This window comes from Bacillus sp. AK124 (assembly GCF_053903085.1).
The window spans coordinates 3,672,482-3,686,721 of sequence record NZ_CP096378.1 but is presented as its reverse complement, the minus strand read 5'-3'; the positions used below and the strand labels follow the sequence as shown (position 1 = coordinate 3,686,721).

The window sequence follows — 14,240 nt, the reverse complement described above, 5'->3', positions numbered from 1 at the left end:
AGGAATCACAATTTGAGATCGAAAAAATATTCGTTCAGCCTCAGCAAAAAAAGAGGGCTGAAACCATTTTTGATCACTTGCCTGGCATTGTATTTGATCTTCAGTCAAGTTGTCGGCTTTACGCTGACGGCAGTGGCTGCCGGCACATCAACAGGGAGCAGCGTGTTTTTTAATTCAGTGACAATCAAAAACAGCGAAGATCAAACGGTTGACGGGTCAAAGGGAGACGACCCGGCATTAAAACCGGGTGACAAAGTGACACTCACATACGAGTGGGCGTTAAAAAACGATGAAGAAGCCGGCACCGAAAAAAGCTTCACTGTAGAGGTGCCTAAAAGCTTCGAATTCGCTCAGGATGCCAAGGGAGATGTGAAATCGGCAGATCAGCAGATCATCGGCAGCTATGAGGTGAAAGCGGACAGCAACATTTTGACCGTAACCTTGAACAGCACTGCAGAGGCAAAAGGGTCCATCACTCTGGAAGCAAAGTTTGCCGCTGCCGTGAAAAGCGGTACAAAAACGGTCACCGCTCTCTTTCAACTCGGAGCAGGCAAGACGCAGCAAGCAGTCATCCCTGTAAATACAGGATCCGAATCGGAAACGGCGAAAAACGATTCTCCGTCATCTGAGGATGATCAGGCAGCAGCTGACGATCAATCAAAATCTTCAGGGGAGCAGGACGAAGAGGAAACGAAGACAAAAGCTGCTGACACTGAGAGCAGCGATTCAAAACCGCCAGCATCTTCAAGACTAGCGGCAGCCGGGAGCCTTGCGTCCGGAGGTAATCAAATCACCCAAAATATTTTAACCGGCGTGACGCTGACAGATGAACACGGAAAGCCTTATGACAAAAGCAACCGGGCCGACACGAATTCTCCGGCAAAAATTTCAATCACTTGGGACATCCCGGATGAGCTCGGAAAGACGATAAATGACGGCGATCGCTACGAATTTGATCTGCCTGAAGCTTTCATTATGTACAACGATATTACGAATCAGCCATTAAGCTCAGGCGGTATCACGTACGGCTATTTTTCAATTGATACAAAAGGCCATGTTGTGATGACGTTTAATGGTGAAGTGAAAACAGATTCGAAGGTCAAAGGCACGTTGTTTGTCAATACGCAGTTCAACGCGCAAAAAATAAAAGGATCGACGACTCAAAAGATTCCCTTCCCGGTGAAATCAGACACTCCGGAGGTAACGGTTTATTTTAAACCAAACGTAAGCAAAACCATCGATAAATCAGGAATTTTTGATAAAGGCATCAATCCGGGGCAAGTCACATGGACAGTCGACCTCAACAAAAAATTGGATCAAGTCAAAAATGCCAAGTTGACCGAGAACTTTCCGGAGGGGCTGATCTATCGTTCTGTCAAAGTTTATCAACTCGATGTCAACATAGATGGTTCAGTCAGCCAGGGAGATGAAGTTCTTTCAGGCTACACTGTAGACGCAAATGGGAATGTCACATTTGACGGTGAGATAGATTCGGCTTATCGCCTGATCTATGTGACGGACATCGATGACTCCGCAAAGCCGGACGAAGGCGGAAATGCTGCATTTACGAACAAGGCGACATTCGGCGGAGACAATCTGGAACCGGCTTCTGCAGAGGCCTCTGTCACAGCCAAATACGGGAAAATGATCGAAAAATCGTCGACAGGTTATAAAAGCGATTCACAGACTTTCAGCTGGACGATTTTATATAACTATGGTGAGAAGAAGATTGACGAATCCAAGGCGAGCATAACAGACTCGTTTGGTTCCGCTGATTTGCAGCTTGTTTCAGATTCCTTGAAGGTGATTCCGATTACCTTCAATCAGAACGGAAGTGAACAGGCGGGAACGCCTCTAACGGAAGGCAAAGACTATACGCTCTCCGATAATGGAAGCGGGTTTGAAATCAAATTTAACCAAAATGTTACCGGAGCTTACAAAATCACATATCAAACCGAGGTCAACAGCGGAGTGATCATCGATAAATCGACAACGTATACGAACACCGCAGTGACCGGAACAGGGGAATCAAAGAAAGCTTCCGGTACAGCCATTCAACAGAATTTGATAAAAGGCTATTCAAACATTGATTACAAGAATAAAACGGTCGATTGGACGATCGCAATCAACAAAAACAACTACACGATGAACAATTGGAAGTTGGATGATAATTTCGAAAGCGGCGGGCTCGCGCTCCTCGACGGATCATTCCGTCTTCAGGATGTGACGAATAACAAAACGCTTCAAGAAGGCAAAGACTATACATTGACAATAAAACCGGATCATGAAGGTTTTCTTCTGGAACTCATCGGAGATTATGCAACAACAAACAGCCAATTTAAGATCACTTATACGACGAATATGAATGCCGACTTTTCAAACGAAAATGTCAAAAACACGGCTGAATCAACCTGGACAGATCACAGCAGCACTGAACGCAAAAATAAGGAAACGAGCAGTTTTACACCGAATCGCCAGACATCCCACAACGGTTTCAAAAACGGCTCATATAACGCGGTTTCAAAAGAAATCACGTGGAAAATCGGGATCAACTATAATGGTGAGCCGTCAAAGAATCCTTATATTAAAGATGCTTTAGCAGATGACCAGCAATTTGTTAAAGGTTCAGTGGTCGTCAAGAGCTATGCAGTCAATAAAGACGGTTCCATCACAGAAGGAGACATCCTGCCCGCTTCACAATATGATGTGGAGGAGCCGTCGGCTGACAATAAACAAACGCTGACTGTCCATTTGAAAACGGACGATTCCGTCCCGTATCTTATTGTATTTAAAACTTCGCTTAAAGGGCAGGTCATTAAGCGTGACCCTTACACCAACAAGGCGACGTATTATAATGCCGGATACTCAGAGCGTGAGTTGACGGCATCCGTTTCGGTCGCCGACGGAGGAAGCCTCGTTTTCAAAGGAGGCAAACAAAACGGAGGTTATGTCGATTGGAGTATTAATGTCAATGCGAGCCAGTCGGTATTGGAGGATGTAAAAGTCACCGATACTCCGGATACCAACCAAATTTTAGCTGAAGATTCTTTTAAAGTTTATCAAGCTAAATACGATGAAAAAGGTGCAGTCAAAGACAGCGGAGGAAATCTTGTCCCGGATGATGTTCAGCTTCAAAAAGGCGAAGACTATACACTGGACATCAAGACCGACAATGCAACCGGTGAACAATCATTTGTCCTGAAATTTACAGGTGATTACAAAAAAATCGACCGCGCCTATGTGATTCAATACCAATCATTAATCAATATTGCCGGCACGAGCGGTCATGTTCACAACAAAGTGTCGATTTCGGGAACGAATGTTCAGGAACAAACCCAGGAAAACAACAGCTCGGTCTTTGTTGCCGTTTCAAGCGGCGGCGGTTCAGGCTCAGGTGAAAGAGGCAGCTTGACAATCCTTAAAACGGGGGAAGGCGGCACACCGCTTTCTGGAGCAGATTTTCAATTGCGGACAAAAGATAATGAGCGGCTTCTGCGGACAGGAACGACTGACGACGACGGCAAGCTGACATTCGGTAATATCCGCTACGGGACTTACATTTTAAAAGAAATCAAGCCGCCTGACGGATATACGATCAGCGACGCTTATGCAGACGGGGTCTCCGTTGAGATTAACAGCAGCTCTTCCAGTGCCGGAGCGCTTTACAAAGTCGTGAATGAAAAGAATAAGGTGACGCTTATCAAACAAGACGAACAAAAGAATCCTTTGGAAGGAGCCGTGTTCAAGCTGGAGAAAAAATCCGGCGATGGCACCTTTACAACAATACGTACGAGTATTAAGAGCAATGAAAACGGAAAAGTAGAAATCAACGGTTTACCGCCCGGCAATTATCGTTTGCTGGAAACGAAAGCTCCAGAAGGATATCTCTTAAATACAAAAGAAATCAGCTTCTCCGTCAAAACGAATGATAAGAATCAAGTACCTGACGTTGATTTAGGAACATTGATCAACTATAAAGGCAGAGCACATTTAACGAAAGAAGATGCAGAAGGCCGTCAATTAGAGGGGGCTGAATTCAAGCTCATTGATCATGAAGGCAAAATCGTTCATGAAAAGCTCACCTCAGATCAAGACGGGAAAATCGCAGTATCTGATCTTGCGCCTGGCCGCTATGCCTTTGTTGAAACCAAAGCCCCCGAGGGCTATGTGATAAACAGCAAGGCAATCGAGTTTACCATATCTGAATCGGCAAAAGAAAAACCGGAATCCGTGGACGCAGGCAAAGCCGTCAACTATAAAGGTTCGGTTTATTTGACAAAAGAGGATGCGGAAGGCCGTACGCTGAAGGGCGCTGAGTTTAAGATCGTTGATCATGAAGGCAAAACCGTTCATGAAAAGCTCACTTCCGATGAAGACGGAAAAATCGCAGTTTCAGGCCTGGCGCCTGGGCGCTATGCTTTCGTGGAAACGAAGGCGCCCGAGGGCTTTATGTTAAACAACGATCAAATAGAATTCACCATCCCGGGCTCAGCTGAAGGGAAACCGGAGCCGGTTGATGCAGGCGCCGCTGTTAATTATAAAGGCTCGGTTCATTTAACAAAAGAAGATGCGGGAGGCCACAAGCTTGAAGGAGCCGTTTTTAAGATCGCAGATCAAAACGGGAATACCGTACAGGAGGAACTGGTCTCAGATCGAAATGGAACTGTTACGGCTTCAGGCCTGGCGCCTGGGCGCTATGCTTTCGTAGAAACGAAAGCGCCTGATGGCTTTGTATTGAACAGCGGGAAAATAGAGTTTGTCATCCCGGATGCCGCTGAAGGAAAACCTGCCCATGTAGATGCGGGTAAAGCCATCAACTACAAAGGTTCGGTTTATTTGCAGAAAGAAGATGAAGACGGCAATGGATTAGAAGGAGCCGTGTTTAAAATCATTGACAGCGAAGGCAAAACGGTCAAAGATGATTTGATCTCTAAAGAAGGCGGCAAAATCGAGGCTGGCGATTTGGCGCCGGGAAGCTATCAATTTGTTGAAAAACATGCGCCTGACGGTTACCTGCTGTCAACAGATCCGATCCCATTTTCCATTACCGGGAAACACGAAGGTGAGCCGAAACAGGTTAAACTGACGGCTCTCAACAAGAAAAACAGCGTTGTGCTCACAAAAGTCGGCCAGGATGACAAGAGCGCCGGACTTCAGGGAGCGCAGTTCGATTTGACAGATGAAACCGGCAAGGTGCTGAAAACCGGTTTGGCAACAGACGCAGACGGCCGGATCACAGTGTACGGTCTTAAGCCCGGTAACTACCAATTTGTCGAAACAAAAGCGCCTAAGCATTATCAATTGGATAAGACGCCAATATCGTTCACAGTCAAAAATACTGATACAAAGCCAATTGAAATGACTGCAGAGAATCAATTGACACCGGGCGATGCGAAACTGACGAAAGTGGACCGCAACGATAAAAAAGCTGTGTTGAAAGGAGCAGAATTCAAGCTGCTCGATGCCGATGGAAAGCCTGTTAAAGCCGCAGGCAACGGGAAAAAGCTGCCGGCAGTCTGGACTACAGATCAAAACGGTCAATTTATTGCGGAAGGTTTGGCACCTGGGCGCTATCAATTTGTCGAAACGAAGGCGCCTGACGGTTATAAGTTGGATGAAACGCCGATTCCTTTTGAAATTAAAAAAGGACAGTCAAAACCGGTCGAGATCACAGCATCCAATGAAAAGCTGAAAACGCCGGCTGTTGACAAAGGCACATCGAACCCGAATTCGGGAGACCCTAAAACAGATAACAAAGGCACACCGGACCGAAATTCGAACGGAGATCCTAAAGGTCATTTGAAAGATACGCTTCCGAAAACCGGTGATAGAGACAGCATCATTCCGATCATGATCGGCATCCTGCTGATTCTGTCTGGAGGAGTCTTCGCTTTCTACACAAGAAAGAAACAAAGAAAGGCGTAAACGAATCATTTATGCACCTGATCATGAAACCGGTCAGGTGCTTTTTTGAAAAACGGCATTCGTTCAATTGACATAAAGGTTAGAAAGGACTGTGGGACATGTATAAAAAAATGATCGTTGCCGTACTTGTCATATCAGGTATACTATTCGTCTTGTCTCCTTTTATTAAAGAAAGCATCATCATCAATCTCAGCAAGAATAAAAGTTTTGAATTGACTGCTGAACAGGCGGAACAAAACAATACGCAAAAGGCGTCATTTGATTTTGAAGCGATTCAGCCGCCTTCTTTTATGGAAGCAGTAAAAGCCGGCCTCGATCGTGAATCGAAAGCGGTCATCGGCCGGATCACCATAAGCAGCGTCAATATCAAGCTGCCGATATTGAAAGGCACAACCAATCAAAATCTTCTCTACGGAGCGACAACAATGCGTCCCGATCAGAAAATGGGCGAGGGCAACTACCCGTTGGCCGGACATCATATGAAGCGGGAGAACCTCTTATTCGGCCCTCTTATCCACATTAAAAAAGGGGACACCGTTAAAATCACAGACTTTAAAAAAGACTATATATACACTGTGACATCCAAACAATTCATTTCTGAAACGGACACAGATGTGATTCAAGAGACGAAAGAAAAAGAAATTACGCTGATGACATGTGACAAAGCCGTGAGAACCGAAGGGCGCCTTGCGGTTAAAGGAAAGCTGATTCATGTTGCTGTTCACAGATAATTGAAATGTCCGCTGCAGGCAGGAAAAAATACTGAGGGAAAGCCCCTTGGTATTTTTTTATTGGGACTAAAATTCTACACATCACAAAAAAGTGACAAAAAGATCACTATGAAATGACAATAGTGAAAAAATGCTGATAAATAATAAAAAAAGAAATGGAATTATGTGAGTTGGATGAAATTCCTATCATAACGCCCTTAATTAGGCTTTTTAAAATGAAAAAAAGATAAATTTTCTGAAATTTATGTTGACTGAAAGCGCTTTTAAAATTATGATAATATCAGACATAACAAAGATGTACCAAAAACATAACTATAATCTAACAATGTATTTAAACGGCATATAAATGAAAGCGATTCCAAAATATTCCGTGGTAGGCAATTGGTTGTGCGGAAGCTCCGGCTTCCATCAAAATAAAATTTTCAATTTTCTGTTAAGGGGGTGGTTGGCGAAACTTTCGAAAGTTGGGAATGAGTCTTTTGGGAAAAGAAATGAGCTCCTTTTAAGGATGTTTTCGAAAACCTTTGGAAATAAATCAATTTTTAAAAACAAAGGCGGGGGAAATCAATATGAATGAACAGGGAAATCAGAAATCATTTTTGCGTACTGTTATTTTAGTCTCGACGTTCGGCGGACTTCTATTCGGATATGACACCGGAGTGATCAACGGAGCTTTGCCTTATATGTCTGAAGGAGATCAGCTGAACCTGACTGCCTTTACAGAAGGGCTGGTCGCAAGTTCGCTTCTCCTGGGAGCGGCATTGGGGGCGGTATTCGGCGGAAGGCTCTCCGATTATATCGGGCGCCGCAAAAACATCATTTTTCTAGCTGTGCTTTTCTTTTTCTCGACGCTCGGATGTACGCTTGCGCCTGATGTGACGATTATGGTCATCTCTCGGTTCCTGCTTGGAGTTGCTGTAGGGGGAGCATCTGTTACGGTACCGACTTATTTGGCTGAAATGTCTCCTTCAGAGAAAAGGGGACGAATGGTTACCCAAAATGAATTAATGATTGTCTCCGGACAGCTCTTGGCATTTACTTTCAATGCCATCCTCGGAACCACAATGGGGGATAGTTCCCATGTTTGGCGTTACATGCTGGCCATTGCCGCAGTCCCGGCTGTGTTCTTGTTCTTTGGTATGCTGAGAATGCCCGAAAGTCCGCGCTGGCTTGTCTCTAAAGGGAAAAATGAAGCGGCGCTGGGCGTTCTGAAAAGAATCCGCGAGGAAAAAAGGGCGCATTCGGAAGTTGCTGAAATCGAAGCTGCGGTCATGAAAGAATCTGAAATGAAAAAAGCGAATTATAAGGATCTGGCTGTTCCATGGGTGCGCCGAATCGTATTTCTCGGAATCGGGATCGCTGTCGTTCAGCAGATTACCGGCGTAAACTCTATCATGTATTACGGTACAGAAATACTCAAAAATGCCGGATTTGAAACAAAAGCTGCACTTATCGGAAATATTGCAAACGGTGTCATTTCAGTTTTGGCGACATTCGTGGGGATTTGGCTTTTAGGGAAGGTCGGGCGCAGACCGATGCTGTTGACCGGTTTAATAGGGACGACCTCAGCTTTGCTGCTGATCGGCATCTTCTCAAACGCCCTTCAAGGTTCAGCTGCTCTTCCGTATGTCGTACTTACGCTGACAGTAACCTTTCTTGCATTCCAGCAAGGTGCTATTTCTCCTGTAACATGGCTCATGCTTTCTGAAATATTCCCGCTTCGCGTTCGCGGTCTAGGGATGGGCGTCACCGTGTTTTGTTTGTGGATCGTCAATTTCTTTGTCGGATTTTCATTCCCGATATTGCTTGATGCGATTGGACTGTCATCGACATTCTACATTTTTGTCGGACTTGGACTTCTTTCCATTGCATTCGTGAAAAAATTCCTTCCTGAAACAAAAGGTCTCACACTTGAACAGCTTGAGCATAATTTCCGCAACTACAAATCGGAAAAAGCACCAAGCGACGCGAGCGCTAAAATCAGCGGATGACAATTTTGTTGAGGGACATACAGGTCGAGTCCCATCGGTGGAGAATATAGATGAAGGATTTGAAGTTTGCAGGCGGAAATCTTCCTATAACAAGATTTCTGCCTGTATTTTTGTATACGGTGCGGAAAAGCAGGCTATTGGAGGCGCCTTTAGGATATCTTAAAAGCCGTTCGTAAAATAAAAGCTTCATTAAATGATCGTGCAAGAGTGATGTCGAAGTTAACGATTTACAGCTTCGGTTCCGTATATAACTTGATGAAGCAGGGAACATTCAATAAAACATCACATAAGATGAAAAGGGCAGGTAAAACGTCATCTATTATGAATGGCTGTAAGCATAATTTTTTTAGAAGTATAAAAAAACGAAAAAAGTGTTGACGGATGAATTGAAGGCATGATATATTATTATTCGTCGCTAAGACAACGAAGTTACAACTTCGAAATGCCGATATAATATTCATCATTTAAAGGGTGTACAAAAACCTTAAAATGTGTATAATGGATAAAGTCGAAACAAAAAAGCTTCATCCTTTCGGTAGAAAAACTTCAAAAAAACTTCTTGACTTTAACTGATATTCATAGTATTATAGTTAAGTCGCCTGATGAAGCGCCCGTAGCTCAATTGGATAGAGCGTTTGACTACGGATCAAAAGGTTAGGGGTTCGACTCCTCTCGGGCGCGCCATATATTCGCAATGCGGGTGTAGTTTAGTGGTAAAACCTCAGCCTTCCAAGCTGATGTCGTGAGTTCGATTCTCATCACCCGCTCCAATTTTAGAATGATCTTTGAAAACTAAACAAGACAAAACGTACCTGTTAATTCATTTTTTTATAAATCGCACAGCGATGTGCGTAGTCAGTCAAACTACTTTATCGGAGAGTTTGATCCTGGCTCAGGACGAACGCTGGCGGCGTGCCTAATACATGCAAGTCGAGCGGACAGATGGGAGCTTGCTCCCTGATGTCAGCGGCGGACGGGTGAGTAACACGTGGGTAACCTGCCTGTAAGACTGGGATAACTCCGGGAAACCGGGGCTAATACCGGATGCTTAATTGAACCGCATGGTTCAATTATAAAAGGTGGCTTCGGCTATCACTTACAGATGGACCCGCGGCGCATTAGCTAGTTGGTGAGGTAACGGCTCACCAAGGCAACGATGCGTAGCCGACCTGAGAGGGTGATCGGCCACACTGGGACTGAGACACGGCCCAGACTCCTACGGGAGGCAGCAGTAGGGAATCTTCCGCAATGGACGAAAGTCTGACGGAGCAACGCCGCGTGAGTGATGAAGGTTTTCGGATCGTAAAACTCTGTTGTTAGGGAAGAACAAGTACCGTTCGAATAGGGCGGTACCTTGACGGTACCTAACCAGAAAGCCACGGCTAACTACGTGCCAGCAGCCGCGGTAATACGTAGGTGGCAAGCGTTGTCCGGAATTATTGGGCGTAAAGCGCGCGCAGGCGGTTTCTTAAGTCTGATGTGAAAGCCCCCGGCTCAACCGGGGAGGGTCATTGGAAACTGGGGAACTTGAGTGCAGAAGAGGAGAGTGGAATTCCACGTGTAGCGGTGAAATGCGTAGAGATGTGGAGGAACACCAGTGGCGAAGGCGACTCTCTGGTCTGTAACTGACGCTGAGGCGCGAAAGCGTGGGGAGCGAACAGGATTAGATACCCTGGTAGTCCACGCCGTAAACGATGAGTGCTAAGTGTTAGAGGGTTTCCGCCCTTTAGTGCTGCAGCAAACGCATTAAGCACTCCGCCTGGGGAGTACGGTCGCAAGACTGAAACTCAAAGGAATTGACGGGGGCCCGCACAAGCGGTGGAGCATGTGGTTTAATTCGAAGCAACGCGAAGAACCTTACCAGGTCTTGACATCCTCTGACAACCCTAGAGATAGGGCTTCCCCTTCGGGGGCAGAGTGACAGGTGGTGCATGGTTGTCGTCAGCTCGTGTCGTGAGATGTTGGGTTAAGTCCCGCAACGAGCGCAACCCTTGATCTTAGTTGCCAGCATTCAGTTGGGCACTCTAAGGTGACTGCCGGTGACAAACCGGAGGAAGGTGGGGATGACGTCAAATCATCATGCCCCTTATGACCTGGGCTACACACGTGCTACAATGGGCAGAACAAAGGGCAGCGAAGCCGCGAGGCTAAGCCAATCCCACAAATCTGTTCTCAGTTCGGATCGCAGTCTGCAACTCGACTGCGTGAAGCTGGAATCGCTAGTAATCGCGGATCAGCATGCCGCGGTGAATACGTTCCCGGGCCTTGTACACACCGCCCGTCACACCACGAGAGTTTGTAACACCCGAAGTCGGTGAGGTAACCTTTTGGAGCCAGCCGCCGAAGGTGGGACAGATGATTGGGGTGAAGTCGTAACAAGGTAGCCGTATCGGAAGGTGCGGCTGGATCACCTCCTTTCTAAGGATATTATACGGAATATAAGACCTTACGGTCTTATAGACAGGTGCGTTTAGATCTTGTTTAGTTTTGAAGGATCATTTGATTCTTCAAACGTGTTCTTTGAAAACTAGATAACAGTAGACATCACATTCAATTAGTAACACAAGATATCACGTAGTGATTCTTTTTAACGGTTAAGTTAGAAAGGGCGCACGGTGGATGCCTTGGCACTAGGAGCCGATGAAGGACGGGACGAACACCGATATGCTTCGGGGAGCTGTAAGCAAGCTTTGATCCGGAGATTTCCGAATGGGGAAACCCACTGCTCGTAATGGAGCAGTATCCATATCTGAATTCATAGGATATGAGAAGGCAGACCCGGGGAACTGAAACATCTAAGTACCCGGAGGAAGAGAAAGCAAATGCGATTCCCTGAGTAGCGGCGAGCGAAACGGGAACAGCCCAAACCAAGAGGCTTGCCTCTTGGGGTTGTAGGACACTCTGTACGGAGTTACAAAAGAATGAGGTAGATGAAGAGGTCTGGAAAGGCCCGCCATAGGAGGTAACAGCCCTGTAGTCAAAACTTCGTTCTCTCCTGAGTGGATCCTGAGTACGGCGGAACACGTGAAATTCCGTCGGAATCCGGGAGGACCATCTCCCAAGGCTAAATACTCCCTAGTGACCGATAGTGAACCAGTACCGTGAGGGAAAGGTGAAAAGCACCCCGGAAGGGGAGTGAAAGAGATCCTGAAACCGTGTGCCTACAAGTAGTCAGAGCCCGTTAACGGGTGATGGCGTGCCTTTTGTAGAATGAACCGGCGAGTTACGATCCCGTGCAAGGTTAAGTTTGAAAAGACGGAGCCGCAGCGAAAGCGAGTCTGAATAGGGCGCATGAGTACGTGGTCGTAGACCCGAAACCAGGTGATCTACCCATGTCCAGGGTGAAGTTCAGGTAACACTGAATGGAGGCCCGAACCCACGCACGTTGAAAAGTGCGGGGATGAGGTGTGGGTAGGGGTGAAATGCCAATCGAACCTGGAGATAGCTGGTTCTCTCCGAAATAGCTTTAGGGCTAGCCTCAAGGTAAGAGTCTTGGAGGTAGAGCACTGATTGGACTAGGGGCCCCTACCGGGTTACCGAATTCAGTCAAACTCCGAATGCCAAAGACTTATCCTTGGGAGTCAGACTGCGAGTGATAAGATCCGTAGTCGAAAGGGAAACAGCCCAGACCGCCAGCTAAGGTCCCAAAGTATACGTTAAGTGGAAAAGGATGTGGAGTTGCTTAGACAACCAGGATGTTGGCTTAGAAGCAGCCACCATTTAAAGAGTGCGTAATAGCTCACTGGTCGAGTGACTCTGCGCCGAAAATGTACCGGGGCTAAACGTATCACCGAAGCTGCGGACTGTTCTTACGAACAGTGGTAGGAGAGCGTTCTAAGGGCTGTGAAGCGAGACCGGAAGGACTCGTGGAGCGCTTAGAAGTGAGAATGCCGGTATGAGTAGCGAAAGAGGGGTGAGAATCCCCTCCACCGAATGCCTAAGGTTTCCTGAGGAAGGCTCGTCCGCTCAGGGTTAGTCGGGACCTAAGCCGAGGCCGAAAGGCGTAGGCGATGGACAACAGGTTGATATTCCTGTACCACCTCCTCACCATTTGAGCAATGGGGGGACGCAGGAGGATAGGGTAAGCGCGGTATTGGATATCCGCGTCCAAGCAGTTAGGCTGGGAAATAGGCAAATCCGTTTCCCATAAGGCTGAGCTGTGATGGCGAGCGAAATATAGTAGCGAAGTTCCTGATTCTACACTGCCAAGAAAAGCCTCTAGCGAGGTGAGAGGTGCCCGTACCGCAAACCGACACAGGTAGGCGAGGAGAGAATCCTAAGGTGATCGAGAGAACTCTCGTTAAGGAACTCGGCAAAATGACCCCGTAACTTCGGGAGAAGGGGTGCTCTGTTAGGGTGCAAGCCCGAGAGAGCCGCAGTGAATAGGCCCAGGCGACTGTTTAGCAAAAACACAGGTCTCTGCGAAGCCGTAAGGCGAAGTATAGGGGCTGACGCCTGCCCGGTGCTGGAAGGTTAAGAGGAGCGCTTAGCGTAAGCGAAGGTGCGAATTGAAGCCCCAGTAAACGGCGGCCGTAACTATAACGGTCCTAAGGTAGCGAAATTCCTTGTCGGGTAAGTTCCGACCCGCACGAAAGGCGCAACGATCTGGGCACTGTCTCAACGAGAGACTCGGTGAAATTATAGTACCTGTGAAGATGCAGGTTACCCGCGACAGGACGGAAAGACCCCGTGGAGCTTTACTGCAGCCTGATATTGAATGTTGGTACAGCTTGTACAGGATAGGTAGGAGCCTTGGAAACCGGAGCGCCAGCTTCGGTGGAGGCATCGGTGGGATACTACCCTGGCTGTATTGACCTTCTAACCCGCCGCCCTTATCGGGCGGGGAGACAGTGTCAGGTGGGCAGTTTGACTGGGGCGGTCGCCTCCTAAAAGGTAACGGAGGCGCCCAAAGGTTCCCTCAGAATGGTTGGAAATCATTCGCAGAGTGTAAAGGCACAAGGGAGCTTGACTGCGAGACCTACAAGTCGAGCAGGGACGAAAGTCGGGCTTAGTGATCCGGTGGTTCCGCATGGAAGGGCCATCGCTCAACGGATAAAAGCTACCCCGGGGATAACAGGCTTATCTCCCCCAAGAGTCCACATCGACGGGGAGGTTTGGCACCTCGATGTCGGCTCATCGCATCCTGGGGCTGTAGTCGGTCCCAAGGGTTGGGCTGTTCGCCCATTAAAGCGGTACGCGAGCTGGGTTCAGAACGTCGTGAGACAGTTCGGTCCCTATCCGTCGCGGGCGCAGGAAATTTGAGAGGAGCTGTCCTTAGTACGAGAGGACCGGGATGGACGCACCGCTGGTGTACCAGTTGTTCTGCCAAGGGCATCGCTGGGTAGCTATGTGCGGACGGGATAAGTGCTGAAAGCATCTAAGCATGAAGCCCCCCTCAAGATGAGATTTCCCATTCCGCAAGGAAGTAAGATCCCTGAAAGATGATCAGGTTGATAGGTCTGAGGTGGAAGTGTGGCGACACATGGAGCTGACAGATACTAATCGATCGAGGACTTAACCTAAATGTTTGTGAATCGTCTGACCGTTATCTAGTTTTGAGAGAACACCTCTCAGAAAGCCAAAGGCAAGGAAA

The 14,240-nt window shown here is 47.2% G+C and carries 3 protein-coding genes, 2 tRNA genes and 2 rRNA genes; all 7 read left to right on the top strand.

Going from position 1 to position 14,240, the window contains the following annotated elements:
* Window positions 1–12 precede the first annotated feature (12 nt).
* Window positions 13–5,925 carry a SpaA isopeptide-forming pilin-related protein gene (locus tag M1E06_RS18510; RefSeq protein WP_216904326.1) on the top strand — a complete coding sequence of 1,971 codons (5,913 nt, stop codon included), beginning with the start codon at window positions 13–15 and terminating at the stop codon, window positions 5,923–5,925.
* A 98-nt stretch (window positions 5,926–6,023) separates the two neighbouring features.
* Window positions 6,024–6,656 (top strand): class A sortase, encoded by a 633-nt coding sequence (locus M1E06_RS18505; protein WP_020450319.1) that lies wholly within the window; start codon window positions 6,024–6,026, stop codon window positions 6,654–6,656.
* Window positions 6,657–7,225: 569 nt separating this feature from the next.
* A complete protein-coding gene (locus M1E06_RS18500; RefSeq protein ID WP_023857810.1) occupies window positions 7,226–8,647 on the top strand; it encodes a sugar porter family MFS transporter in 1,422 nt (473 codons plus the stop codon).
* Window positions 8,648–9,254: 607 nt separating this feature from the next.
* Window positions 9,255–9,331 (top strand) — tRNA-Arg (locus tag M1E06_RS18495).
* 12 nt (window positions 9,332–9,343) lie between these two features.
* A tRNA-Gly gene (locus M1E06_RS18490) sits at window positions 9,344–9,417 on the top strand.
* Between the two features lie 99 nt (window positions 9,418–9,516).
* Window positions 9,517–11,065: ribosomal RNA gene (locus M1E06_RS18485) — 16S ribosomal RNA — on the top strand.
* A gap of 174 nt (window positions 11,066–11,239) precedes the next feature.
* Window positions 11,240–14,169: ribosomal RNA gene (locus M1E06_RS18480) — 23S ribosomal RNA — on the top strand.
* Together the 16S and 23S rRNA genes with 2 tRNA genes alongside form the textbook arrangement of a ribosomal RNA operon.
* Window positions 14,170–14,240: the final 71 nt, after the last annotated feature.

Excerpts from the sequence above, each read along its gene's own strand:
- M1E06_RS18505 (WP_020450319.1), top strand. The coding sequence starts at position 6,024 with ATGTATAAAAAAATGATCGTTGCCGTACTTGTCATATCAGGTATACTA.
- M1E06_RS18500 (WP_023857810.1), top strand. The coding sequence starts at position 7,226 with ATGAATGAACAGGGAAATCAGAAATCATTTTTGCGTACTGTTATTTTA.